We start from the raw sequence: 26,056 nt of genomic DNA on the forward strand, positions 1-26,056 counted from the left end.
TTATAAGAAAAGGAGGAATGAAAATGACACAGCCTTGCTACGCTGTTGTTGATTTAGAAACAACAGGCAACCAATTAGACTACGATGAAATTATTCAAATTGGTATTACTTTCGTCCGCGATAATAAAATAATTGGCACCTATCACTCTATGGTAAAAACAGATTTAGAAATTCCTCCTTTTATTCAAGCATTAACCTCAATTGAAGATGAAATGCTAAAGCAATCACCATATTTCCATGAAATTGCTGACGATATATACAAACAACTTGAAGGCTGTATCTTTGTCGCACATAATGTAACTTTTGATTTAAATTTCATAAAAAAATCATTTAAAAAATGTAATATCAGATATAGACCCAAAAAAGTATTAGATACATTAGAATTGTTTAAAGTTGCTTTCCCAACAGATAAAAGTTATCAATTAAGTGAATTAGCAGAAGCACATGGTATTACGTTAAATAATGCCCACCGTGCGGATGAAGATGCTGCAACGACTGCACAACTTATGATACTTGCTTTCAATAAATTCGAAGCACTACATTTAGATACTTTAAAACAACTTTATTATTTAAGTAAAAATTTAAAATATGATTTACATGATATTCTTTTTGAAATGGCTCGAAACCATAACCATGAACGACTAAGTGAAGACTTCGAACAATTTGAACAGATTATTTATAAAAAGCAAAGAGATTTTAAAGCGCCCACAGTAAACTTTGACGGAACTTTAAAAGATCTTTATACAGACATTACTGAAAAATTAAATTTAACATATAGACCCCAACAATTATATTTAGCTGAAATTATATTAGAACAGTTGATGCATAGCGAGAAAGCTATGATTGAAGCGCCGTTAGGGAGTGGTAAATCATTTTCATATTTATTAGCTTCACTAATGTATAACATACAAACAGGAAAACATGTAATGATTTCTACAAATACAAAATTATTACAAAATCAGTTGTTGGAAAAAGATATACCTGCATTAAAATCAGCATTGAATTTTAAAATAAATGCATCTTTAATCAAAAGTAAACGAGATTATATTTCGTTAGGATTAATCAGTCAAATCTTAAAAGATGAATCTAATAATTACGAAGTTAGCATTTTGAAAATGCAATTATTGATCTGGATTACAGAAACACATACTGGAGATATACAAGAGTTAGATTTAAAAGGCGGACAAAAAATGTATTATGAACAAAAGTTAGAAACTTATGTTCCAGTGCGTAATGACATTAATTATTTTAATTTTATTAAGCGCAACGCAAAAAATATACAAATTGGTATAACAAATCACGCTCATTTAATACATGCTTCACATGACAATACAATTTATCAATTATTTGATGATTGTATCATTGACGAAGCCCATAGGTTACCTGATTACGCATTAAACCAAGTTACGAATGAATTAAGCTATTCTGATGTCAAATACCAATTAGGCCTAATTGGTAAAACTGAAAACGATAAACTACTTGCCGCTATCGACCATTTAGAACAACAACGTATACTTGAAAAATTAGATATACCACCAATCGATGTTTTTGGCCTTAAAACAAATATCAATGAAATACATGATTTAAACGAGCAATTGTTTAGTACGATGTTTAATAGCATCCAACAATCAGAAATACATGATGATGAAGTGCATAAAGTTCATTTTGTATATCATTTCGATGTAACACCTATTTTAAATGATTTGCATGCCATCATTCATAAATTAAATATGACCTTAGAATTCTTTAACGGCATGAGCCATAAAACAATTAAAACAGTAAGAAAACAATTACTTTATATTAATGATAAATTTAGAGCAATTGAAACTAGTTTAAAAAATAATCATACTTGTTATTTATCCATTAAAAACATTAACCAAAAATCTACAATCAAATTAAATGTAAAAGATTATGATGTGAAAGAAATATTAACAAAACAAGTGTTAGATAAATTTAATGCACTTACATTTATTTCAGGTACCTTAACTTTTAATCACTCATTTGAAAATTTCAAGCAATGGTTTAATAAGGACATCATATTTAATACTTATGAGCTTGATACTGCAACAGTATCTTCAAACCAGACAACTGTATTTATACCAAATGATGTCGCTTCATATAATTATAAAAATATTGATGACTATGTGAGCTCTATTGTCAACTATGTTATAGAATATACAACAGTTATTGAATCAAAATGTTTAATTCTATTCACTAGTTATAAGATGATGCATATGGTACAAGAACTCTTGAATGAATTACCTGAGTTTGAGGATTACGTAATACTCACACAACAACAAAATCAAAACTATAAAATTGTACAGCAATTTAATAGTTTTTCTAAAGCCATCCTATTAGGGACTAGCACATTCTTTGAAGGTTTTGATTTCCAATCAAATGGTATCAAGTGTGTAATGATTACAAAATTACCTTTTATGAATCATAACAATACGAAATATTGGTTAATGGAATCTGAATTCACTTCCACATTTAAAGATTTCGTTTTACCTGATGCTGTTACTCGTTTCAGGCAAGGACTAGGCAGACTTATTAGAAGTGAGCAAGATAAAGGTATCATCGTATCATTTGATGATCGTTTAATTAAAAGTAATTACAAACAATTCTTTGAACAATCATTAGAAAGTTATCGTCAAAAAAAAGGCGATATAAAACAATTTTCAAGCTTACTTAAAAAAATAAAAAAAGAGACAATACATCATAAAAGTAACACGCGCAACTAGAAGTTGTACCTTGATTTTGTTAAAATGTATAAGGATTAATAAAAGAAGACTACAAAAATATTAGGAGTTTGGTTATGAAAACAACGATAAAAGAAGCAAAACATTACATTAACCAAGAAGTAACGATAGGTGCTTGGTTAACGAATAAACGTTCAAGTGGTAAAATTGCATTCTTGCAGTTAAGAGATGGTACTGGCTTTATGCAAGGCGTCGTAGTAAAAGCTGATGTAGATGAAGATACTTTTCAGTTAGCTAAAGATATTACGCAAGAAACTTCATTATATATTACTGGCGTCATTTCAGAAGATAATCGCTCTGATTTAGGATATGAAATGCAAGTAAAATCTATTGAAATCATTGCAGAAGCTCATGATTACCCAATCACACCGAAAAACCATGGTACAGAATTCTTAATGGATCATCGTCACCTTTGGTTACGTTCAAAAAAACAACATGCAGTTATGAAAATAAGAAACGAAATTATTCGTGCAACATATGAATTCTTTAATAATACTGGGTTTACCAAAATAGATCCACCTATTTTAACAGCTAGTGCACCAGAAGGTACAAGTGAACTATTCCATACTAAATATTTTGATCAAGATGCTTTTTTATCTCAAAGTGGTCAACTCTATTTAGAAGCAGCTGCAATGGCTCATGGTAAAGTATTTTCATTTGGACCTACATTCCGTGCAGAAAAATCTAAAACACGCCGTCATTTAATTGAATTTTGGATGATAGAGGCTGAAAAAGCGTTTTGCGATCATAACGAAAGCCTAGAAATTCAAGAACAATATGTGACACATGTTGTTAAATCAGTACTAGAAAATTGCAAATTAGAATTAAATATTTTAGAACGTGACACTGAAAAGCTTGAAAAAGTTACAACGCCTTTCCCACGTATCACATATGATGATGCAGTTGAATTCTTGAAAGAACAAGGCTTTGATGATATCGAATGGGGAGAAGACTTTGGTGCGCCTCATGAAACTGCAATTGCAAATCATTACGATTTACCTGTATTTATTACAAATTATCCAACAAAAATCAAACCTTTCTATATGCAACCAAATCCAGATAATGAGGATACAGTGTTGTGTGCAGATTTAATAGCACCCGAAGGATATGGAGAAATAATCGGTGGTTCTGAACGTATCAATGACCTTGCATTATTAGAACAACGTATCGATGAATTTGAATTAGACCCTGAAAGTTATAGTTACTATTTAGATTTACGTCGTTATGGTAGTGTACCTCACAGTGGATTCGGTTTAGGTCTAGAAAGAACAGTCGCATGGCTATCAGGTGTAGAGCATGTTCGTGAAACTGCACCATTCCCTCGTTTATTAAATCGACTATATCCATAATATTATCAATACAAGAAACTACCTAAACTACGTCCAGTCTATTTTACGGCTGGACTTTTTTATAATATTTACACATGATAAGGAGGGGTGCTTTTGAATATCGATATGCTTAAAACTAGACCTGTTGTAATTCGTAAAGAATTACTAGATTATTATAATGAATTAGGTATCAATGAGCGTGAATTAGTTATCTTAATAAAATTAATTTACGCGTCGGAAACGACCAATAAACAACCATCCATTGAATCTTTACAAAAAGGCACATCACTAGATTCTAGAGAAATTACTGCTATTATACAAAATCTTATTCAACGTGATTTATTAGAGTTAAATGTTAACAAAGACGAAGAAGGTAAATTCACTGAATATATGAATCTCGATCAGTTCTATCATAAACTAAATGATATTATGCAACACGTTAATAATAATAGTAACCAAAAACAAGTTGAACTTGAATTCAATAAACTTTTCCAACAGATTGAGCAAGCTTTTGGTAGACCATTATCACCGTATGAAATCGAAACATTAAACCAATGGTTAGACATAGATAAACACGACTTAAGTGTGATTCAAGCAGCATTAGATGAAGCGCAAAGTCAGAACAAAATGAGTTTTAAATACATTGATCGAATTTTATTAAATTGGAAAAAAAATAATGTAAAAACCATTGAGGATTCCAAAAAAATAAGTCAACAGTTTAACCAACCTAAAATGAAACACACTGTTAAAAAAGTGCCTAAATTTGATTGGCTAAATGAGGAGAATCAAGATGATAAGTAATAAAAAAGCTTTAGAAATGATCGATGTTATTGCTAATATGTTCCCAAACGCTGAATGTGAACTCGTACATGATAACCCATTTGAACTAACAATTGCGGTACTATTATCAGCACAAACTACAGATGTTTCTGTAAATAAACTCACTAGAGAGCTTTTCAAAAAATACAAAACACCTGAAGACTATCTAAATGTAGATATATCAGAATTAGAAAATGATCTGCGTACCATTGGTTTATACAGAAATAAAGCTAAAAACATTCAAAAATTATGTGCGTCATTACTAAATAAATTCGACGGGGTGATTCCGCAAACACATGCCGAACTTGAAAGTCTAGCTGGAGTGGGGCGTAAAACAGCAAACGTAGTGATGAGTGTTGCTTTTAATGAGCCTTCACTTGCAGTAGATACTCATGTAGAACGTGTAGCTAAACGTTTAGGCATTTGTAGGTGGAAAGATAATGTTAGACAAGTAGAAGATAAATTGTGTAAAGTCGTACCTAGAGAACGTTGGAATAAAACACATCATCAACTTATTTTCTTCGGACGCTATCACTGTTTAGCACGTAGCCCTAAATGTGATATATGCCCCTTATTTAATGAATGTAGAGAAGGGCAAAAAAGATATAAAGCCAGTTTGAAAGAAGTGTGACACAATTGATTTCAAAAGAAGCGTTTAAACAATTAGAAGAACAAATAGATTTATTTTCTAAACAGAAGAAATTAAATTCTTCTGAAGCCAAGGTATTAATTGATAAATACTTTGATATGATTGAGTCTTTTTTTAAACAAATCAATCACATTCATACGATTGATTTTGAACAATTAAACGATTATCCAGTTGTACCAATGAATTTTAAAGAGCGTTATCAATATATGCTTGCCCGTAAATACCATTTTATGGGTTACAGTCAAATGAAGACAGTCAAATCAGAATTAATAAAAATGAATGCATCCTATCAAATACGTAGAAAAAACAAAGGTAATCCTTAAAACCACTTCCCAACTTGTTGGGTTAGTGGGACTTATGCATGAGCGAAAGCTCAATACTTGATAGTCAGTTGCTCACTCATATAAAGCCATCAATCTTCAATTAGTTACGAAAACTCTATAAAATAAAGAAAACGCCAATTTCTATAATATTTCAATAGAAATTGGCGTTTATTTGTTAGTAAAGAATAATGATAATCAAGTGTTTATTAAGCACTTAGTTACTTGTTCAAAAATTTATTCGGACACTATTGTGCTCTTGATAAGCTAGTAGAATTATTTGCATTATTACTGTTCGAGTTAGCTGATGATGCATTATTGTTATTGTTGTTGTTATTATTGCTACCACCGCTATTATTACTACTACTGCTGCTGCTTCCACCTTGTCCTCGAGGCTTATTACTTGTTGTGTTGTCATCAGGATGTCCTGCAACAGATAGGCTGTCTTTACTATCACCATTTACTGAGTCAGGTTTACTAAAGTCCTTGCCGTCTCTTGGTGAGATATTACTCATTACATCCTCGAATAAATATTGCGGATATTCTTGTTCGTCATGACCAACAAATGAATTTACGCCGCCTTGTTTAACTTCTTTGAAGCCCATCCACACAGACATGCTGTATTTTGGCGTGAAACCATTCATCCATACATCTTTTGCAGCATCGTCAGGTAAACCATATTGTTGATAAGTTTGATCACCATAAGTACCTGTACCAGTTTTGGCTGCAACATTTACACCAGATATACCGTGGCCATATGCAGAACCATATGCTTCAAATGTACCTTTAAGTACTTCTGCAAGCATATAAGAAGTGGAATCTTTCATTGCTTTCTTACTTGTGTGATCGTAATTAATTGTTTCCCCATCTTCTTTTTCTACTTTTTTAATAGAATGCGCATTATTATATTCGCCACCATTTGCAATTGATGCAAAAGCAGATGCTAATTGAGTAGGTGAGAATTCTGATGATGAACCACCTAATACTTCAGAAGGTCCAATATCTCCTTCATATTCCAAACCTACTTTATTTGCGAAATCTTTTGGTGCGTCATTTCCAGCGTTCTCTTTTGAAGATTGCCATGCTTTTAATGCTGGAATGTTGAAACTTTGACGTAAAGCGTCATACAATTTAACCTCGCCGTGACCTTTAGTATCATAGTTTCTAAAGGTAACACCATCTACTTGATATGCTTCTTCATCCTGAATTGCATGGTTCGTAGCCCAATTCATATTTTCTATAGCAGGGCCATAAGCTAAGAATGGTTTTAATGATGAACCAGTAGGGTGTGCATCTGTAGCTAAGTTTCTATCAACAATATCTTTATAGTTTCTACCGCCTGATATTGCCACTAATCCGCCAGATTCACTGTCTACGATAGAAGCACCAACTTGTTGGTCTTCGTTTTTATAGTAACCACCATTATCTACACGATCTTGAAGTGTTTGTTGTACGTCTTTGTCCATATTTGTGTAGATTTTAACACCACTGTTAAGAACTTCTCCTAAATCTTTACCTTTGAATGCTTTATTATTCATTAATTCAGATTTTACGAAGTTAACATAAGAATCGTATTCAGGATTTGAACTTTTATCACTAACTTGACGTTCTTCCGAATCACGTTTTACTAAATTATCTTCTAATGATGTATTTTGTGCTTCTTCTTTTTGCTTCTTAGTAATACGATTATGATATTCCATTAAGTATAAAACAGTATCTTTACGTGATTCTGCTTCTTTTGGATGATCATAGATATTATAAGTATTCGGAACTTGTGGTAAACCAGCAAGATAAGCCGATTCAGCTAAATTTAAATCTTTTAAATCTTTATCAAAATAATATTTAGCTGCAGCCTTCACACCATAAACACTGTCAGAATAGTAAATTTTATTTAAATACATCTCAAATATTTCATCTTTACTATATTCTTGTTCAAGTCTATATGATAGGTAAGCTTCTTGTGCTTTACGGGCAATTGATTTTTGATCCGTTAAGAATGAACGTTTAACTACCTGTTGAGTCAATGTCGATGCACCTTGTGAACCAAATCCTCCCGTAAAGTTTTTAGCCACTGCACCAAACAAACGTTTATAGTCAAGTGCACCATGGTCATAGAAACGATTATCTTCTGTAGCCAAGACAGCTGCTTTCATGTTTTTAGGTACTTCATCTAAATCAACATGTTCACGTCTTTGCCCATTATCAATCGTTTTAATCAAATCGCCATCTTTATCATATATTTTAGCAGGAATTGGATCTTGTAATTTTGATTCTGTAAATGCTGGTGCTTTCCAAGCATAATATGCAAATAACAAAATACCAATTAATGCTAGAACAATGAAGGCTATGATGAGAAATCCGATTATCTTAATAATCGTTCTTTTTATATTCCTATTCTTTTTTTCTCCGGACTTATCATTCTTTTTTGAATCAGAAGTCCTTTTTTTCTCCGTCATACGCGGTCCTCACTTTCATCTAATATCAACTTATCAACTGCTTTGAGGTAATTCAATCTTGGTTGATACTGATAAGGAATATAGTAACCATTTTTTCTAATTTCTTCAACCGTAATCGACTTTTTAATTTCTTTTTTGTACCGATGCCAATAATATTTAAATTTGCAATAAGGCAATAAATAAACTTCATCTAATAATTTAAAGCGAATTAATAAAAAAACAATACCTCCTTGATCATAACAAGCATCCATGTGTATCACTTGGTGCTCATGCATATTATTCAATGGAAATGAAGTTTTATTTTTAGTTTCTTTCGCTTCAAAATCTAAATAGTGCCCTTTATAAATACCATTGTAATCAGTAGTCGAAGGCGTTCGGAAATAAGCCTCATTAATTACCGCCTTACTTCTCATAGGATAATGAACATTAACTATTTGAACAGGGGTGGGCTTTTTATGTATAACAGCTTGCCCAAGTTTCAAATAGTGCGTATTAGATAATTCAATATCGCTCTCAAGTGACATACCTCTGCCACCATAATTTATTTTACTCTTATCATCCTTATAAGTTCGTCCGACTTGAGACTTATTTCCGTAAAATGGTTTCCCATTTGGATAATTCATTGTTTTTCACCACTTTAATTTGGTTTCAAAAACTTTTTCCATTATACATGAAAACAGTCATTTTTTCCAAACTATGAAATATAAAGCAATGTATCTGTACATACATCAATATTTATTTTAACGTGCTTTTCTCAATTAAACAATATTTCCCTATAAATAAGCCTATAATATAACATAAATGTAAGTTCATTGTTTCTCAAATGACTATCAAATTCATTTATGGTAAATTTAATATGTAGGAGGAAACTTCATGCAACAATTAATTACCCAACTCTTAAATGATGTACAAAAGATGCAAAATAGATACGAAACAGTCAAATCGAAAGATATAGATTATGACTTTTACAAAGATGTTGTTCCATTTACGAGTTACATAGATAATCTGTTAGAAACGTTTAGCACCTTCGAACCTAAAATACTAAGATTATCCTATATGAATAAGAAAAAATTTGATTTACTTATTTCAAATATTGAATCACTGTCCGTTGAATGTCATTTTAAAAGGACTAGCCGGAAATTATTTACTGAAAAAGTCAAGGCAGTACAATACGATTTAAGTTATATACAAAGAAGTGATGCTAAATTATGATAAAGACAATTTATGTGACTGGCTACAAGTCATTTGAACTTAATATCTTTAAAGATGACGCACCTGAAGTTTCATATTTAAAAAAATTTATAGCACATAAATTAAAATCATTGATTGAAGAAGGACTTGAATGGGTATTAATACAAGGACAGATGGGTATAGAATTATGGACTGCTGAAGTAGTAATTGATTTAAAAGAAACGTATCCTGATCTTAAACTTGGTGTCGTTACACCATTTTATGGCCACACAGATAGATGGAATGAACAGAATCAAGCAAAATATAATCACATTGTACAGCATGCTGATTTTGTAGATAGTGTATTTCATACATCATATGTGGGACCACACCAATTTAAACAAACAGATCAATTTATGCTCGACCATACAGATCAAACATTACTAATATATGATGAAGAACAAGAAGCTAGTCCAAAATACTTTAAGCAAATGTTAGTTGATTTTATGGAAAAAACAAATTATACTTGTGACATTGTTTCGTTTGATGAATTAACAGAATTTATCAACGATTTACAGTGGTCTCAAGAACAAAGTTTCGAATGAGGTGGAAAAAATATGTCAGATGTTTCATTAAAACTATCAGCTAAAGATATTTATGAAAAAGATTTTGAAAAAACTATGACACGTGGTTATAGAAGGGAAGAAGTGGATGCTTTCTTAGACGACATCATAGCAGATTATCAAAAGATGGCAGATTTAGATAATGAAGTTGTTAAACTTTCCGAAGAAAACAATAAACTAAAAAAAGAACTAGAAGAATTGAGATTGCGTGTGGCTACTTCAAGACCACAAGAAAACAAAAACTTTTCAGCAAATGGGAATGCTGCAAGCAATGCTACTAATAATAACAACGTCGATATACTAAAAAGAATTTCAAACTTAGAAAAAGCAGTTTTTGGTAAATAATAAAACAAGCAATCATAACAAATGCGATGTCCAAGTAGTTATAATTGCGTACATAAAGATAAGTTTTGTTTTTCTCAAAACTTATCTTATTTTTATTTGTTCTGATCTTTGAAAAATGATATACTCTTAAAGATGGTGTTTTGGGTAATCGCTATAGCGATATAGAGGAAAGTCCATGCTCACACAATCTGAGATGATTGTAGTGTTCGTGCTTGATGAAACAATAAGTCAAGGCATTAAGTTGACGGCAACGAAATAACCTAAGTCTTTAGATACGGTTAAAATAGTTTGAAAGTGCCACAGTGACGTAGCTTTTATAGAAATATAAAAGGTGGAACGCGGTAAACCCCTCGAGTGAGCAATCCAAATTAGGTAGGAGCACTTATTTAACGGAATTCAACGTATAAATAAGGCATACTTTAAAAGTATGTAGACAGATGGTTACCACCAGCGTACGAGTGTAACTAGTACACGTTGGCAGTACAAAGGTACAAAACATGGCTTATAGAAACATCATTACTAGACCCCAAGCTCTCCCAATTAGGAGAGCTTTTTTAATGTTTAAATTTAACATAAAGCCTTAATATAATCTAGAACAGAAGTAAGGTCATATCTATTTAAAATAACTTTTGATAAAATAAAATTAAATCTACTTAAAAAAGGAGCAAAACAATGTATCAATTATTAGCTGTGTGCCCAATGGGGTTAGAAGCAGTTGTTTCTAAGGAAATTCAAGAACTTGGTTATACAACAACAGTAGAAAACGGCAAAATCTTTTTCGAAGGTGATGAAGCAGCAATAGTTAAATGTAATTTATGGTTAAGAACTGCTGATAGAATAAAGATTGTTGTTGGACAATTTAATGCAACAACATTTGATGAATTATTTGAAAAGACAAAAGAACTCCCTTGGGAAACAATCATCGAAAAAGAAGGAAACTTTCCAGTACAAGGTCGTAGTGTAAAATCTACTTTGTATAGTGTGCCAGATTGCCAAGCAATCGTTAAAAAAGCAATAGTAGAGCGTTTAAAATCTGCTTATAAAGAAAAAGGGTGGCTAGATGAATCGGGAGCTAAATATCCAGTGGAAGTATCTCTATTAAAGGATAAAGCACTACTGACAATAGATACTTCTGGATCAGGACTTAACAAACGTGGTTATAGACTAGCTCAAGGTGAAGCACCTATAAAGGAAACACTTGCTGCTAGTTTAATTAAATTAGCAAATTGGACAGGTGATACACCATTGATTGATCCATTTTGTGGTTCTGGAACGATTGCGATTGAGGCATGTTTAATTGCTCAAAATATTGCACCCGGTTTTAATCGAGATTTCGTTTCAGAAACATGGGATATTATGCCTGATAGATTATACGATGAATTGAGAGATGAAGCTGATCAACAAGCTAATTATGATAGACCTTTAAAGATATATGCATCAGATATTGACCCAGAAATGATAGAAATTGCACGTAGAAATGCTGAAGAGGTTGGCTTATCAGACATTATTAACTTTAAAGTTCAAGATGTTAACACTTTATCAATTGAGTCGGCAGAACCAGTTGCATTGATTGGCAATCCACCTTATGGTGAACGCATTGGCGATAGAGCAGAAGTGGAAGAAATGTATCGTTATATCGGCCAATTAATGCAGGAGCATCCTTACTTATCAACTTATATTTTAACAAGTAATAATGAATTTGAATTTTTAGTTAATCAAAAAGCAACCAAAAGACGAAAGTTATTTAATGGTTATATAGAGTGTACTTACTATCAGTACTGGGGGAGTAAAAAACCTAAAAAATAGACTGCATGAGCAATCAGAAAGAGGTGTGACAAATGAATAACGAGTTTAAAAAAGGCATATTTTTTGCTTTTGGTGCATATATTTTATGGGGGATTTTACCTATATATTGGGATTTAATAGAAGATATTGGTGCTTTTGAAATATTAGCTTTTAGAATTATACTTTCAATGATATTTATGTTAATAGTGGTAGTCGTCACTAACAATACAGCACCATTTAAACGTGATTTACAACAGCTCATAGCAAATCCTATACAACTCATTGCTATCATAGCTGCTGGTTATGTAATAACAATTAATTGGGGCACTTTTATATGGGCTGTTACGAATGGCCACGTATTGCAATCCAGTTTAGGCTACTACATTAATCCACTCGTAAGTATTCTATTAGCGTTAATTTTTCTTAAAGAGCGATTTAATAAATTAGAATGGATTGCCATTGGATTTGCAGTTATCGGTGTTTTGTATATGACTATAAGAGTCGGTGTATTCCCTAGTATTTCGTTACTACTAGCATGTTCATTTGGTATTTACGGATTGATTAAAAAAATCGTACCGATTGATGCAATCAGTAGTATTACAATAGAATGCATTGTTACTGCACCAGCAGGCATTATATACCTATGGTACATATGGCAACAAGGTAGTTTAACGTTTGGCTATAATACCTCATCTTTCTGGTTAATCTTCTCAGGAGCTGTAACGGCAATTCCACTTATACTATTCTCAGCTGGCGCCCGTAGAATTCCGCTATCACTGACTGGTTTTATACAATATATCGGACCGACAATTATGTTTGTATTAGGTATTTTCTTATTCAAAGAACCTTTTAGCATCGATCAATTTATTACATTTATTTTTATTTGGGTTGGCATTGTAATTTATAGTATTTCACAATATGTAAAAATTAAAAAGAATAATAACCCTGTTATTCACTAAACGATATTTTCAATTCCGTAAAGGTAACTTTATATAAGTTATCTTTACGATTTTTATTATGTTTTGAAATTGTTCAAAACATGTTTACATATCAAATCGGTCATTTTATTATATTCAATGTCGCAAATATATCATTAGTATAAATTATGCATTTGTAGTATTGTAAAATTAGATAAAAAGTGAACCAATCGAAAATTTATTATATACACTATTATTTTTAATCATATATTATAATGGAGTGATTATATGACGAGAGTATTAATATTAGGGGCAAATGGAGCTATTTCTAAAGCAGCTATTAATTCTTTTTTAGAAAACACCTCATATACGCTGAGATTATTTTTAAGAGACGCTAACAGATTACCTGATTATGCATCAGATCGCATCCGTGTACGTGAAGGAGATGCTACAAACTTCGAGGATGTTAACAGTGCAATGGAAGATGTAGATATTGTATTTGCTAGCCTTTCTGGTGAATTAGATAAAGAAGCAAGTACTATTGTTAAAGCTATGGAACAAAATCACGTTGATCGTTTAATATTTGTAGCGGCTCTTGGTATTTACAATGAGGTACCAGGTAAATTTGGTGAATGGGTAAATAAACAAATCCATAATCACTTACCTATTTATAAACAAGCAGCTGATATCATTGAAAGTTCAAACCTCGATTATACTATTTTAAGACCTGCATGGTTATCAGATATTAACGAAATTGATTATGAGATTACTCATAAAAATGAATTATTTAAGGGAACAGAAGTTTCCAGAAAAAGTGTTGCTGCTGTTGCAGTCCAAATTGCCAAAAACCCTGAACTGTATTTAAAAGAAAACATTGGTATTAACAAACCTAATACTGATTTTAATAAACCAAGATGGAAATAAAAATAAAATTGTAAAATCGACTAATTTATTAATGATTGCGAATACCACCAGTTAAGGTGGTATTTTTAATTTTAAATTAAGTCACATTCAATAAGTGGAAAATACTTTTTACATTTCTACTTATAAAACATTGCTAAATACAATTTAATTTTGCTAACTTACTTTAGACGCACATTAATTTGTTATACAATAGAAATTAATTACATATAAGTAATAAAGGGGATACATAACATGTCTAAAACGAAGCAACTCGATATACTATATAAATTAAAAAAAGAGGTTGAAAAATCAAACAATCATAGATTGATTCATATTATAAATCAAGTCATTAAAAAAATATTTTTAGAACAGTATACTGCTACTTTTGTCGGCCATTTTTCAGCAGGCAAATCCACACTTATCAATATGCTACTAGAAGAAAGCATACTACCAAGTTCACCAGTGCCCACAACCAGTAACACAGCAATTGTCTCTGTATCAGATGAACCAGGTATTATAGCTAATTTGAACAACCAAAAATATACTTTATTAACAAACTACGATGAAGTTAAACAAATGAATCGTGAAAATATTGACGTTGAATCTGTAGAAATTAAATTTCCTTCTGATAAATTTAATAAAGGGTTCACACTTCAAGATACACCAGGCGTTGATTCAAATGTATCAACACACCAATCTAGTACTGAAGAATTTATGTATACAAGTAATGTTTTATTTTACACAGTAGACTATAACCATGTTCAATCTGCAATGAATTTTCAATTTATGAAACAGCTGAACTATGCTGGTGTACCGGTCGTTTTTGTTATCAACCAAATAGATAAACATCATGAATCGGAAATTCCATTCGACACATTTAAACAACGCGTTGAAAAATCAATTGCTGAATGGGAAATCAAATTAGATCAAATATTTTATGTTTCTAAATTTGAACATGAACACAACCAAATTCAAGCACTTTCAGATTATCTCATCGATAAAGATCAACATAGAGAATCAATGGCGGATTATGTGGAGCGTACTGTGAATTTTATTACAGACGAACAACTATCTTTTATACAACATGAAATTCAAACGATTCTAAATGAGCTAGATATATTTGAAGAAGACTTTGACCAAGCATATTTAAACTTTCAACAACATCAACAAGTAAGTGAAGAAGCGAAGTTACTTAATAACCCTGATCAATTGTATGATTTCTTAAAACAAAAGCGTAAAGCGATTCTCGACAATGCATATGTTATGACGCACGATACTAGAGAAAAAATAAGAACTTATTTAGAGAGCAAAACTAAAGACTTTAAAGTAGGCGGCATATTCAATAAAAAGAAAAAAACATTAGAAACGCAACAAATTAGACTTCAAGAATTACTTGAGCAATTACAAGAAAAAGTAAATCAAGAAATACGCCAACCTTTGAGAGAAGATATGTCATTTTTAACGCGATTTATTAACTCATCCGAAGTAAATGATGCGATTTTAAACCAACACTATCAAATGCCTCCAAATCTCATAGATGATTTGTATCAAATGCAAATATCTATTAGTAATCAATATGTTTTAACATTTTCAGATGACTTAATGAAATCTATTAAACAATTTATTATTAAAGAAACTGAACCATTATTTGAGAAAGCAATCAGCCATTCTCAAGCAAACGACATTGGCACAGAAGAAGTAGAAGATTACAATGATTATGTTAAATTTATGGAGTTGCGTAATCTAAGAGAATCACTTGAAACACAAAATTATAGACACTACTACATTCATATTGATGATTCACTAGATAAATTAATAGATAGAGAAGAAATCACATATCAAGCTAAACCAGAGCATTCAGAAGTTCAAAAACAGAATCGTTCTAATACCACTAAAACAAAAACAACGGATACTTCAATTCAAGATATAAAAAATTCATTAAACTTGATAAAAGATATTCCATTATTCGAACAAACAAAACAAGATATCAACGATACACTGAAACGCCTAGATCATAAAATCATTAAAATAGGTGTTTTCGGGACGTTCAGTGCTGGAAAAAGTAGTTTAATCAACGCACTACTAGGCGATGCATATCTTGTTAGTTCACCAAATCCTACAACAGCAGCAATGACAGAACTGACATACGGTGAAGAAAGTCAAATTACACTTAAATCACCTGAGCAAATCTTAGAAGAGTTAAACCAATTATTTGAATTGGAAAACAAAACTTTTGATTCAATAGAGGCATTTTTAAATCAAAACACAGAAAAACTAACAGCATCTTTAGAAAAAAACAAATTAGCATTTATCAATGCGATTGAGAAACATTATGCGATGTATCAAGAAATGTTAGAACAAGGTTTAACACATACCATTGCACGGGATGAAATAAAAAAATGGAGTGCAGAAGACGAATATGCAACCTTTGTAAATACAGTTCATTTGAAATTACCTATCGATTGGTTGAAAGATAAAGTTATCGTAGATTCACTTGGGTTACATTCCAATAATCAACGTCATACAAATGAAACAGAAAAGATTTTAACTTCTTCAGATTTAATACTTTATGTAAGTTATTTTAATCATTCATTCACAGATAATGACAAACGCTTTATAGAACATATGAAAGAAATGAACCAATTAAGTGAAAATCAAGCATTTAAAATGGTCATAAATGCAACTGATTTAGCTGAAACTGAAGAAGACTTAAATGCAGTCATAAACTATGTAAGTGATGCACTTAACCAAGTAAATATGAATTCGGACATTTTTGCAGTTTCGAGTCGAGAAGCTTTAAAAACAGGAGACTTAGGAATTGATAAACTAAAAAATAGTATAAACTATTTTACTCAAGTTGAGTCTAAAGATATATTGCAACAACAAATGACGAAACAATTAACCAATATTTCAGAAGCATTTGACCAAATGATAGAAGACGCACAGCATAATCAATCTAAAATTAAGCAACGTAAAAACAAACTCGAGCAGTATCATAATCAAATATTACTGAATAATAATATATTACAAATTGCCGTGCAGCGTGCTTCAAATGAAGTTGAAGATCAAATTTATCACCTCAATGAACGTTTGAAAATTCAGTTGTTAGATGAAGTTAAATCAATTTATAATGGGCAAATGACACAGAGCAACAACTTTAACGAAGCAAAACGTCATTCCACAAAGCAATACTTAGATCAAATTCATCAAAGATTGTATTTAGAACAATCCTTACTAGTGGAACGTGTTAAAAAGTATTTCATTCAACAAATACATGAAGAAATTGCTCCTTTAAAACAAAAATTAGAGCAATTACACATTTTCATTGAACCTGAATTTAATAAGAGTAATATAGAACTAGACGATCCTTATTTAAAAATTGATTTAAGTCAAATGCTTTCCGCTTTGCCTAAATCATTAACGAAAAAGAACATCTTGCAGCCAAAAATGCAAAATGAAGTTCAAACCACAATAACTCAAAACACGCTCGTACAACTTAAACCTTGTATAGCTGAATTAAGAAAAGCATTAATTGAAATCGTGAATAATTTGAATAATGATGCAGAAATAAAATTCAATCAGTATGAAAAAGATATACACACACAAATTAAACAACTCTTAGCATTTGAAATGGATCATTCTTTAATAAAACAACTCCAAGAAACAAATAGCGAATTAAAAGCTCAGTTGTTAATTTAGAAAGAGGTACTTACGATGTCCAAAAAGATATTATTAATAGACGGTATGGCTCTGCTGTTTCGTCATTTTTACGCAACTAGCCTACACAAACAATTCATGAGAAATTCATCAGGTATTCCTACAAACGGTGTTCAAGGGTTTGTTCGTCATGTATTTACTGCGATAAACGAAATACAACCTTCACATGTGGCTGTGTGTTGGGATATGGGTAAATCTACATTTCGAAATGAAATGTTTGACGGATATAAACAAAATCGACCCGCACCACCAGAAGAATTGATACCACAATTTGATTATGTTAAAGAAATATCAAACCAATTTGGATTTGTAAATATTGGTGTCCAAAATTATGAAGCAGATGATGTAATAGGCACTTTGGCACATCAGTATTCACAACAAAATCAAATTTTTGTAATCACTGGTGACAAAGATATTCTACAATGTATTAATCCTAATGTTGAAATTTGGTTAACTAAAAAAGGATTTAACTTATACAACCGCTATACATTAGACAGATTTCAAAATGAATATGGATTAAATCCGCTACAATTAATAGATGTTAAAGCATTTATGGGAGATAGTGCTGATGGTTATCCTGGTGTTAAAGGGATTGGTGAAAAAACTGCTATAAAACTTATTCAAAATCATGGTTCTGTTGAAGCAGTGATTGACGCTTTAAACGAATTGACACCTGGTCAAAGACATAAAATAGAAGATAATTTATACAATTTGAAACTTTCTAAATCACTAGCTAAAATTCATACAGAAGTACCTATTAATACTTCTGATTTATTAAACGACATGAAGTTTGGGACGGAATTAGCTGAAATACTAAATATTTGTAAAGAACATGAACTCTATGTATCAGGAAAATACTTAGCTACACATTTTAGTTAAATAAAAAATAAAGGGCTCATACGTATTCAAATAAATACGTACGAGTCCTTTATAATTATTGTCTAATCCTTTTCATCGTACATGTTTAACGAGATAAAAATGATATCCTTCTATCCTGTAGTCACACTCATATATTTAAAAATAAAGGTTTAAATTCAAAAAATGTGTTTAGAATCATCTATTAAAAGTTTCTCACTATAGAAAGGGACTATTTCTGATTTTCGTCATAATAAGTTTTCAAATATCCTACTGACTTTGAATTGTTAAGATACTGTTTTGATTTAACGCTTTTTTGCTCTTGTTTTAGTAATTTTATATAAGGCATTTTTGGCATGATGATTTGCTTCTTTATTTTGATTCCTTGGAACCCATTTAACAAACAATAAATCAAAATATGACTCTAATGATTTTATTTTGAGCAAGTAATTTATAAACTGCTTATTTTTTACTTGTCCTTTGTTCATACTATCTTCTATTAATTTCGAATCAGTGTATACGAGTGCTGTAGTAATCCCGTGGTGTTTTGCACATTCCAATGCAAATACGAAAGCTGCCCATTCTGCACTATGATTGTCTAAGATTCCTAAATCACAGTCATAATGCAATCGTTCTTGCTCAGTAATGATAACGATAGAACATGCGCTTTGACCAGGATTGCCTGCTGTAGCAGCATCAAAATATATTTTCGCCATAAATTCACCTTCAAATTTAATAAGTTAATTTTATATTATCAAAAGAACATAAATAAGTATAATCATGTAGATGCATTTTTCTTGGAAAAATACATCAATATAACGTAAGCTATTACCGTCGTTAAAAAAGCACAACATTAATTTAATAAAGGATGATCTAATTGAAAAATATGTTTATTATACATGGCTATCAAGCTAGTACAAAAAGCCATTGGTTTCAATGGTTAGACTCACAAATAGAGGCATATGGTTATAATGTTGAAATTATACACTTACCAAATTCTGATCATCCTGAACTTGATTCATGGTGTCAAGCAATAGATGATATTATTCAAAGTAAATTGAATTCAGAAACTATTATCGTTGCACATAGTTTGGGAGTCATATCAATATTACATTATTTAACTTCTGTTAAGCCTCATTCAAAAATAAAAGGCCTTTTTCTAGTTTCAGGTTTTAACGAAAAGTTATCGAACATACCCGAATTAAATCAATATATAGATAACACACGTATAAAACTCGATAAATTATGCGCGCAACACATTATTACAATTGGTGCTTTAAATGATCCAGTAGTGAATATAGACGCGACAGATAGATTATCAAAACAATTAAATGTCAATACACATTATATAAATCATAACGGCCACTTTTTAGAAACTGAAGGGTATCACACATTCAAGTTCTTAAAAGAAAAGATAATTGAAATATTATAATTATATTAAATCACCAGAAATAAATAAGCCCGTAAATGAACTTATCTGTTAATCATTTACGGGCTTTTCCTCAGTTATATTAAAACATGTCATTAATAACCTTCATCTAATTTTTGTATTTTGCCTTTTCGGTACATTGATTTTGCCCAATAACCAAAAGGAACATTAAAGATAGTAGAAACAATTTTTAATAAATATGTTGTAATAAAGATTTCAAATACCGCTTCATTTGGCATTGCACCTAAAAAAGCAATGATGACAAATAACGCAGTATCCACGATATTACTTAAAATAGTACTACCATAAGCTCTTATAATAAATGTTCTATCTGAACTAAACACTTTTTTGATTAATGAGAAAAGTAATACATCTAAATGTTGTCCAATAATGTATGCTATAACCGAACCTAAAGCAATCCTTGGAACAATATTAAAAATAGATTCTAATGCTTTTTGTGTATTGTCTACCGGGGAAGGCGTGAAATGAAGCGAAAATTGCATCACGATAATCATCACCAATGTCGAACAAAAACCTAACCAAACTGCACGTTTAGCTATTTTGCGTCCGTAAATATCATTTAAAATATCAGTTGCTAAATAGATAGATGCAAACATAACATTTCCCAGGGTTGCTGAAATAGTAAAAATATCGATTGTTTTAATAACTTGGATATTAGCTATAATGGTGCCAATAGCAATCCATGCAATCAAACCATGTTTACCAAACAAACGATACATAGTAACTAATAATATGAATGTTACTAAAAAAGTAATAACGCCAAATATTTCATTAAACAATTTTATTCCTCCTAAATTTTGATAATGCGGGTGTTTAGAAACCGCAAAATAAACAACTACATTATTTTACTAGAAAATATTAAAAAAGCAAGTTCAAACTTCAACTGATTTTTTAAATATTTATACTAATGTTATATTTCATATTAATGATTAAACAATCGTTGTTACAAATGATATAATATCAATAAGTCTCAAATCTTATAATAAATTAACTAGTTGGGTACTTATAATTCATTTTTAGAAGTACAGGAGCGTGAAACGTATTCTAACCTATTCTGAAAAAGAGGCAATTGATGCCATAGACCAATTAATGAACACATATTGTAAAGCGTGTTTATTGAAACGTCATATAAAAAAGACAAACGGCAAAACACAAGCACATCATTTTTGTATTAATGAATGTTCTGTCGGAAAACAAATTAAGCAAATTGGCAATGAATTACAATAAAAAGGAGCATACGATTATGGAAATAATAAATATAGCTACGACACCAAATCCAAATACGATGAAAATTGATTTAAACATAGATAGTGGGGATAACAAACCTAACACATATACAAAAGTTAAAGAGGGACAACCTGACTTCATCAATGCAGTACTAGATGTAGAAGGTGTTAAATCTATATTTCAAGCAATGAATTTTATTTCTGTAGATAAAAATTCAGAAGTAGATTGGGATACACTTTTACCAAACATCACAAAAGCTCTAGAAGAAATATAAACATAAGGAGGGTGCCTTAATGGAAATAGTACGTGTTGAACCTACACCAAGTCCAAATACAATGAAAATTGTACTAAGTGAAAAAAGAGAAGATAGCCAGTCTAATACTTATTCATCAGTCGCAGAAGGGCAACCTGATTTTATCAATGATGTTTTAGCAATTGATGGTGTTAAATCTATATTTCATGTAATGGATTTTTTGGCTGTAGATAAAAAACCAAAATTTGATTGGGAAGATGTTTTACCAAAAGTAACAGCAACACTCAATGATGAACAAGAAATAACTTCCGAAGCACAACCAGATGAACATTTTGGTGAAGTAAAAGCAGAGGTTTTGACATTCAAAGGTATTCCTTATCAAATTAAACTAACGACAAGTTCAGAAGAACAACGTAAACAATTACCTGAAATATATGTTGATAGCATGTTAGCTGCACAGAAAGATGATGATAATGTTGTGTTCCAACGTAAATGGGAAGATTTTGGAATACGCTATGGCGAACTCTCAGAGGTAATGGAAGACGTCGTTGAAGAAATAACGGCAATCTATCCTAAAGATCAATTGCAAAAACGAGTTGAAGAAGCTTTAGCATCCAACGTTACAATTCCTGAAACTAAATACCGACATGTAACATTGGAAGCATACCAAGCAACTGAAAGTTGGAAAGAACGATTAAGAATGCTAAAATCATTCCCAACACCTACAATTGAAGATTTACCGTTGCTCGGTGAGGTCGTGAGTGATGAACAGAAAACACCATTAAGACGTGAAGCAATTATACTCCTTGGAATGATTGAAGATGAAATCGTACTCCCATACCTCTATAAAGGCTTAAACGATAAAAGCCCTGCAGTAAGAAGAACTGCTGGTGATTGTTTAAGCGATTTAGGTTTCAAACAAGCATTACCAGAAATGGAAAAAGCATTAGACGATCCACATAAAATAGTCAGATGGAGAGCAGCAATGTTTATTTTTGATGAAGGTGGGCCAGAGCAGTTAAATTCACTTCGTGAACATGCTGACGATTCAGCCTATGAAGTGAAGCTGCAAATCGAAATGGCTATAACAAGAATTGAAAATGGCGATGAGGCATTAGGTTCCGTTTGGAAGCAAATTGCAAATCGAAATAATAGCTAAAGAAACTATCATTAAATGAAATAGGAGTGTTATAAATGAATGCTTATGAAGCATATATGAATGAACTCGCAACACAAATGCGCAGCGAACTCACAAATCACGACTTTAACAGTTTAGAAACTGCTGTTGATGTTGATAACTTTATGAATAATGTATCTGAAGATGAAACAACTTTTGTTGTGATTAATTCAACTTGTGGTTGTGCTGCTGGATTGGCAAGACCTGCTGCAGTTACTGTTGCAGAACAAAATGAAAAAAAACCAACAAATAAAGTGACTGTTTTTGCCGGTCAAGATAAAGAAGCAACCGAAGAAATGCGCGCTTTTATTCAACAAGTACCGTCCAGTCCATCGTATGCATTGTTTAAAGGAAAAGAATTAAAACATTTTATGCCAAGAGAACATATAGAAGGTAGAGATATACAAGATATTTGTATGGATATTAAAGACATATTTGATGATTATTGTGATTAATCAATAAGACCAAGGCTGAGATATAAATAAATGTCTCAGCCTTAAATTGCTTTAATAACAAGTACAACATCCTTAATACTTATCATGCATTAATTTAATGAGCATATTTTTACTGTTTTTTGAGTAGTTTCTAGGTCATCCTTTTATTGATTATAACTATTTAAAAAGTTTATAATACTTCTAATTATTTATCATAATCATTAGAACAACCAGCCAATATTATTAAGGCATAAACTGAATACATATTTTATTCTCAAATTCCACTCATATTTTCACTTTACTAGTGGTTATTTCTTTAAATTATTGGTATTTTAAAATATGATTAACTATAAATAACTTTACTGTTGAAAGGAGTGTGTTCGTCATGCTAAATACATTTGATCAATCCTATCATGATCTTTGTAACGAAATATTAGAAATAGGAAAGCAAAAAGAAGACCGTACAAATACAGGTACTATTTCAAAATTCGGACATCAATTAAGGTTTGATTTGTCAAAAGGATTTCCATTGCTAACTACCAAAAAAGTATCATTTAAATTGATTGCAACTGAATTACTATGGTTTATCAAAGGCGATACAAATATTAAATATTTACTCCAATATAATAATAATATATGGAATGAATGGGCGTTTGAAAATTATATTAACTCAGTTGATTATAAAGGTCCAGACATGACAAACTTTGGTCATAGAGCCCAAACCGATGAGGCATTTAATAAAAAATATAAAGCGGAAATGCGTAAATTTAAAGAGCTAATTTTAAATGATGCGTCTTTTGCTAAAAAATATGGTGATTTAGGAAATGTTTATGGCAAACAATGGCGTGATTGGGAAGATAAAAATGGCAATCATTTTGATCAGTTAAAAACTGTTATCGAACAAATTAAACATCATCCGAATTCAAGACGCCATATTGTCTCAGCTTGGAATCCAACTGAAATCGATACTATGGCATTACCACCTTGTCACACAATGTTTCAGTTTTATGTCCAAGATGGGAAATTAAGTTGCCAATTATACCAAAGAAGTGCAGATATCTTTTTAGGTGTACCATTTAACATTGCTAGTTACAGTTTGCTGACACATTTAATTGCTAAAGAATGTGGTTTAGAGGTGGGTGAATTTATACACACATTCGGCGATGCTCATATTTATACAAATCATATGGAAGCTATTGAAACACAGTTGTCTCGTACAAGCTATGCGCCACCACAACTTAAAATAAATTCAGATAACTCTATTTTCGACATTAACTATGAAGATTTAGAAATAGTAAATTATGAATCACATCCAGCAATTAAAGCACCAATAGCTGTATAAAATTTTAAAAAATGATTAGTATTAATAATGATTTAATATATTTACTGATAATATTATATTACTATTAGGAGGGAAATTATGACACTTTCTATACTTGTTGCTCACGATCAGCAACGTGTTATTGGGGTAAATAATCAACTACCATGGCATTTACCAAATGATTTAAAGCATGTAAAAAAACTATCCACTGGCAATACACTTGTTATGGGCCGTGCAACATTTGATTCTATAGGAAAGCCGCTTCCTAATAGAAAAAACGTAGTATTAACAAGAAATAAATCATTCGCACATGACGGTGTAGATGTTATCCATTCAATTGACGAAATATATAATTTGCCAGGCCATGTGTTCATTTTTGGTGGACAAACATTATTTGAAGAAATGATTGATAAAGTCGATGATATGTATATTACAGTAATTGAAGATAAATATAATGGAGATACATTCTTTCCACCTTATACATTTGAAGAATGGGAAGTAGAATCTTCTATTCCGGGAACATTAGATGAAAAAAATACGATTCCACATACATTTCTACATTTAGTTCGTAAAGATACAACATAGGAGGAAAGAATAATGAAAATGAAAATTGTAACTGATTCAACATCAGATTTATCTCATGCTTATTTAAAAGATAATGATATACATGTCATCCCACTTAATTTAACTATTGATGGTAAGTCGTATGTAGATCAAGTCGACATTTCCTCTGAAGCATATATAAAAAAATTAGAAGAAAATGCTGATGTAAAAACGAGTCAACCAGCTATCGGTAATTTTATTGAGTTATATGATGAATTAGGCAAAGATGGTTCTGAAATCATTAGCATTCACATGACATCAGGGCTTAGCGGTACTTATCAAACCGCACTTCAAGCAAGTCAAATGACAGATAGTACGGTAACTGTCATAGATTCAAAATCTATTTCATTTGGATTAGGATATCAAGTCCAACATGTTGTAGATTGGAATAACCAAGGTTTTTCATCAGAAGAAATTGTTTCAAAAATAACTGACTTACAAAGTAATATAAAATTATATGTTGTTATTGGCCAATTAAATCAATTAATCAAAGGCGGTAGAATCAGTAAAACGAAAGGATTAATTGGTAATATGATGAAAATCAAGCCAATTGGGACGCTTGACGATGGTAAAATTGAACTCATTCATAATTCTCGTACTCAAAATGGTAGTATTCAATTTCTAAAAAAAGAAATCAGTACGTTTTTAGGAGATAAAAAAATTAAATCTATCGGTATCGCACACGCTAATATTTTAGAATTTGTGGATAAAATTAAAAAGCATTTTACCGAAGAATTTAATATCACTGAATATGATACAAATGTTACAACACCTATAATATCAACACACACTGGAGAAGGCGCAATAGGTCTAGTTGTTTTAAAATCATAAACTAATTTATAATAAATTAAGGTTCGTTTTAATTATTCTTTCATTTGTTAAATTTTCAAAACAATTTAATAGCTTATCACTGAAAATAATGATAACTTAATGACAAGATAATAA

The 26,056-nt window shown here is 31.1% G+C and carries 25 protein-coding genes and 1 other RNA gene; 22 read left to right on the top strand and 4 right to left on the bottom strand.

The genetic code is table 11. From position 1 onward, the window contains the following. Window positions 1-23: 23 nt before the first annotated feature. The 5 genes from KA814_RS05355 (at window position 24) to KA814_RS05375 (ending at window position 5,878) form a co-directional block, all read left to right on the top strand. Entirely contained in the window at window positions 24-2,741 is a 2,718-nt protein-coding gene (locus KA814_RS05355; protein ID WP_064208945.1) for a helicase C-terminal domain-containing protein, read from the top strand. A gap of 74 nt (window positions 2,742-2,815) precedes the next feature. Continuing rightward, window positions 2,816-4,108 carry an asparagine--tRNA ligase gene (gene asnS / locus KA814_RS05360; RefSeq protein ID WP_046208240.1) on the top strand — a complete coding sequence of 431 codons (1,293 nt, stop codon included), beginning with the start codon at window positions 2,816-2,818 and terminating at the stop codon, window positions 4,106-4,108. 105 nt (window positions 4,109-4,213) lie between these two features. Further along, window positions 4,214-4,888 (top strand): DnaD domain-containing protein, encoded by a 675-nt coding sequence (locus KA814_RS05365; RefSeq protein WP_431011155.1) that lies wholly within the window; start codon window positions 4,214-4,216, stop codon window positions 4,886-4,888. After that, entirely contained in the window at window positions 4,878-5,537 is a 660-nt protein-coding gene (gene nth / locus KA814_RS05370; protein ID WP_046208242.1) for an endonuclease III, read from the top strand. The genes KA814_RS05365 and nth overlap by 11 nt, the downstream gene beginning before the upstream one ends. 5 nt (window positions 5,538-5,542) lie before the next feature. After that, window positions 5,543-5,878, top strand: a complete 336-nt coding sequence (locus KA814_RS05375; RefSeq protein WP_064208947.1) for a YpoC family protein — start codon at window positions 5,543-5,545, stop codon at window positions 5,876-5,878. Between the two features lie 245 nt (window positions 5,879-6,123). Here the strand turns inward: KA814_RS05375 and KA814_RS05380 are convergent, their stop codons facing one another. Both KA814_RS05380 and recU read right to left on the bottom strand, forming a co-directional pair. Then, the gene (locus KA814_RS05380) at window positions 6,124-8,331 is read right to left on the bottom strand and encodes a transglycosylase domain-containing protein (protein ID WP_064208948.1); all 2,208 of its coding nucleotides are present in this window, start codon (window positions 8,329-8,331) and stop codon (window positions 6,124-6,126) included. Continuing rightward, a complete protein-coding gene (recU, locus tag KA814_RS05385; protein WP_046208244.1) occupies window positions 8,328-8,954 on the bottom strand; it encodes a Holliday junction resolvase RecU in 627 nt (208 codons plus the stop codon). The genes KA814_RS05380 and recU overlap by 4 nt, the downstream gene beginning before the upstream one ends. A 250-nt stretch (window positions 8,955-9,204) precedes the next feature. On the opposite strand from recU, the gene KA814_RS05390 reads away from it, so the two are divergent. The 9 genes from KA814_RS05390 to KA814_RS05430 all read left to right on the top strand — a co-directional run bounded on the left by KA814_RS05390 (window position 9,205) and on the right by KA814_RS05430 (window position 18,670). Beyond that, entirely contained in the window at window positions 9,205-9,543 is a 339-nt protein-coding gene (locus KA814_RS05390) for a DUF1798 family protein (RefSeq protein WP_064208949.1), read from the top strand. Beyond that, on the top strand, window positions 9,540-10,106 hold the full coding sequence (locus tag KA814_RS05395) for an SLOG family protein (protein ID WP_046208246.1): 567 nt from the start codon (window positions 9,540-9,542) through the stop codon (window positions 10,104-10,106). Before KA814_RS05390 ends, KA814_RS05395 begins: the two co-directional genes overlap by 4 nt. A 12-nt stretch (window positions 10,107-10,118) precedes the next feature. After that, window positions 10,119-10,469, top strand: a complete 351-nt coding sequence (gene gpsB / locus KA814_RS05400; protein WP_046208247.1) for a cell division regulator GpsB — start codon at window positions 10,119-10,121, stop codon at window positions 10,467-10,469. 136 nt (window positions 10,470-10,605) lie between these two features. After that, window positions 10,606-10,979: RNase P RNA component class B (rnpB, locus tag KA814_RS05405), an RNA gene on the top strand. A 162-nt stretch (window positions 10,980-11,141) separates the two neighbouring features. Then, on the top strand, window positions 11,142-12,275 hold the full coding sequence (locus tag KA814_RS05410) for a THUMP domain-containing class I SAM-dependent RNA methyltransferase (protein ID WP_064208950.1): 1,134 nt from the start codon (window positions 11,142-11,144) through the stop codon (window positions 12,273-12,275). Window positions 12,276-12,307: 32 nt separating this feature from the next. Next, complete coding sequence (gene rarD / locus KA814_RS05415) at window positions 12,308-13,213, top strand: EamA family transporter RarD (RefSeq protein ID WP_046208249.1); 906 nt, start codon at window positions 12,308-12,310, stop codon at window positions 13,211-13,213. Between the two features lie 246 nt (window positions 13,214-13,459). Continuing rightward, window positions 13,460-14,095, top strand: a complete 636-nt coding sequence (locus tag KA814_RS05420; protein WP_046208250.1) for an SDR family oxidoreductase — start codon at window positions 13,460-13,462, stop codon at window positions 14,093-14,095. A gap of 231 nt (window positions 14,096-14,326) precedes the next feature. Continuing rightward, window positions 14,327-17,773 (top strand): dynamin family protein, encoded by a 3,447-nt coding sequence (locus KA814_RS05425; RefSeq protein ID WP_064208951.1) that lies wholly within the window; start codon window positions 14,327-14,329, stop codon window positions 17,771-17,773. A 15-nt stretch (window positions 17,774-17,788) separates the two neighbouring features. Next, the gene (locus tag KA814_RS05430) at window positions 17,789-18,670 is read left to right on the top strand and encodes a 5'-3' exonuclease (protein WP_064208952.1); all 882 of its coding nucleotides are present in this window, start codon (window positions 17,789-17,791) and stop codon (window positions 18,668-18,670) included. A gap of 281 nt (window positions 18,671-18,951) precedes the next feature. Here the strand turns inward: KA814_RS05430 and KA814_RS05435 are convergent, their stop codons facing one another. Continuing rightward, window positions 18,952-19,362 carry a ribonuclease HI family protein gene (locus KA814_RS05435; protein ID WP_046208253.1) on the bottom strand — a complete coding sequence of 137 codons (411 nt, stop codon included), beginning with the start codon at window positions 19,360-19,362 and terminating at the stop codon, window positions 18,952-18,954. Window positions 19,363-19,532: 170 nt separating this feature from the next. Here KA814_RS05435 and KA814_RS05440 point away from each other — a divergent pair, with 170 nt between their 5' ends. Then, the gene (locus KA814_RS05440) at window positions 19,533-20,078 is read left to right on the top strand and encodes an RBBP9/YdeN family alpha/beta hydrolase (protein WP_226857772.1); all 546 of its coding nucleotides are present in this window, start codon (window positions 19,533-19,535) and stop codon (window positions 20,076-20,078) included. Between the two features lie 92 nt (window positions 20,079-20,170). Here KA814_RS05440 and KA814_RS05445 read toward each other — a convergent pair whose 3' ends face one another. Further along, window positions 20,171-20,875 (bottom strand): queuosine precursor transporter, encoded by a 705-nt coding sequence (locus tag KA814_RS05445; protein WP_046208255.1) that lies wholly within the window; start codon window positions 20,873-20,875, stop codon window positions 20,171-20,173. A 253-nt stretch (window positions 20,876-21,128) separates the two neighbouring features. Here KA814_RS05445 and KA814_RS05450 point away from each other — a divergent pair, with 253 nt between their 5' ends. The 7 genes from KA814_RS05450 to KA814_RS05480 all read left to right on the top strand — a co-directional run bounded on the left by KA814_RS05450 (window position 21,129) and on the right by KA814_RS05480 (window position 25,942). Further along, complete coding sequence (locus tag KA814_RS05450; protein WP_046208256.1) at window positions 21,129-21,323, top strand: zinc-finger domain-containing protein; 195 nt, start codon at window positions 21,129-21,131, stop codon at window positions 21,321-21,323. A 16-nt stretch (window positions 21,324-21,339) separates the two neighbouring features. Then, a complete protein-coding gene (locus KA814_RS05455) occupies window positions 21,340-21,597 on the top strand; it encodes a NifU N-terminal domain-containing protein (protein ID WP_046208257.1) in 258 nt (85 codons plus the stop codon). A gap of 19 nt (window positions 21,598-21,616) precedes the next feature. Next, a complete protein-coding gene (locus KA814_RS05460; protein WP_064208955.1) occupies window positions 21,617-22,735 on the top strand; it encodes a conserved virulence factor C family protein in 1,119 nt (372 codons plus the stop codon). 35 nt (window positions 22,736-22,770) lie between these two features. Further along, window positions 22,771-23,208, top strand: a complete 438-nt coding sequence (gene brxA / locus KA814_RS05465) for a bacilliredoxin BrxA (RefSeq protein WP_046208259.1) — start codon at window positions 22,771-22,773, stop codon at window positions 23,206-23,208. A 364-nt stretch (window positions 23,209-23,572) separates the two neighbouring features. Next, complete coding sequence (locus tag KA814_RS05470; protein ID WP_046208260.1) at window positions 23,573-24,529, top strand: thymidylate synthase; 957 nt, start codon at window positions 23,573-23,575, stop codon at window positions 24,527-24,529. A 78-nt stretch (window positions 24,530-24,607) separates the two neighbouring features. Further along, complete coding sequence (locus KA814_RS05475) at window positions 24,608-25,093, top strand: dihydrofolate reductase (RefSeq protein WP_046208261.1); 486 nt, start codon at window positions 24,608-24,610, stop codon at window positions 25,091-25,093. A 9-nt stretch (window positions 25,094-25,102) separates the two neighbouring features. Further along, on the top strand, window positions 25,103-25,942 hold the full coding sequence (locus tag KA814_RS05480) for a DegV family protein (protein ID WP_046208262.1): 840 nt from the start codon (window positions 25,103-25,105) through the stop codon (window positions 25,940-25,942). The last annotated feature ends 114 nt before the right edge of the window (window positions 25,943-26,056 follow it).

This window comes from Staphylococcus sp. GDY8P196P (genome assembly GCF_017891705.1).
Taxonomy (GTDB): domain Bacteria; phylum Bacillota; class Bacilli; order Staphylococcales; family Staphylococcaceae; genus Staphylococcus; species Staphylococcus ureilyticus.

Bases quoted from the DNA above. Each gene is read 5' to 3' on its own strand.
- KA814_RS05435 (WP_046208253.1), bottom strand. From the start codon at position 19,362: ATGGCGAAAATATATTTTGATGCTGCTACAGCAGGCAATCCTGGTCAA.
- nth (WP_046208242.1), top strand. From the start codon at position 4,878: ATGATAAGTAATAAAAAAGCTTTAGAAATGATCGATGTTATTGCTAAT.
- KA814_RS05430 (WP_064208952.1), top strand. From the start codon at position 17,789: ATGTCCAAAAAGATATTATTAATAGACGGTATGGCTCTGCTGTTTCGT.
- KA814_RS05440 (WP_226857772.1), top strand. From the start codon at position 19,533: ATGTTTATTATACATGGCTATCAAGCTAGTACAAAAAGCCATTGGTTT.
- rarD (WP_046208249.1), top strand. From the start codon at position 12,308: ATGAATAACGAGTTTAAAAAAGGCATATTTTTTGCTTTTGGTGCATAT.
- KA814_RS05470 (WP_046208260.1), top strand. From the start codon at position 23,573: ATGCTAAATACATTTGATCAATCCTATCATGATCTTTGTAACGAAATA.
- KA814_RS05410 (WP_064208950.1), top strand. From the start codon at position 11,142: ATGTATCAATTATTAGCTGTGTGCCCAATGGGGTTAGAAGCAGTTGTT.
- KA814_RS05475 (WP_046208261.1), top strand. From the start codon at position 24,608: ATGACACTTTCTATACTTGTTGCTCACGATCAGCAACGTGTTATTGGG.
- KA814_RS05420 (WP_046208250.1), top strand. From the start codon at position 13,460: ATGACGAGAGTATTAATATTAGGGGCAAATGGAGCTATTTCTAAAGCA.
- KA814_RS05455 (WP_046208257.1), top strand. From the start codon at position 21,340: ATGGAAATAATAAATATAGCTACGACACCAAATCCAAATACGATGAAA.
- recU (WP_046208244.1), bottom strand. From the start codon at position 8,954: ATGAATTATCCAAATGGGAAACCATTTTACGGAAATAAGTCTCAAGTC.
- KA814_RS05425 (WP_064208951.1), top strand. From the start codon at position 14,327: ATGTCTAAAACGAAGCAACTCGATATACTATATAAATTAAAAAAAGAG.
- gpsB (WP_046208247.1), top strand. From the start codon at position 10,119: ATGTCAGATGTTTCATTAAAACTATCAGCTAAAGATATTTATGAAAAA.
- KA814_RS05380 (WP_064208948.1), bottom strand. From the start codon at position 8,331: ATGACGGAGAAAAAAAGGACTTCTGATTCAAAAAAGAATGATAAGTCC.
- KA814_RS05395 (WP_046208246.1), top strand. From the start codon at position 9,540: ATGATAAAGACAATTTATGTGACTGGCTACAAGTCATTTGAACTTAAT.
- asnS (WP_046208240.1), top strand. From the start codon at position 2,816: ATGAAAACAACGATAAAAGAAGCAAAACATTACATTAACCAAGAAGTA.
- KA814_RS05460 (WP_064208955.1), top strand. From the start codon at position 21,617: ATGGAAATAGTACGTGTTGAACCTACACCAAGTCCAAATACAATGAAA.
- KA814_RS05390 (WP_064208949.1), top strand. From the start codon at position 9,205: ATGCAACAATTAATTACCCAACTCTTAAATGATGTACAAAAGATGCAA.
- KA814_RS05355 (WP_064208945.1), top strand. From the start codon at position 24: ATGACACAGCCTTGCTACGCTGTTGTTGATTTAGAAACAACAGGCAAC.
- KA814_RS05365 (WP_431011155.1), top strand. From the start codon at position 4,214: ATGCTTAAAACTAGACCTGTTGTAATTCGTAAAGAATTACTAGATTAT.
- brxA (WP_046208259.1), top strand. From the start codon at position 22,771: ATGAATGCTTATGAAGCATATATGAATGAACTCGCAACACAAATGCGC.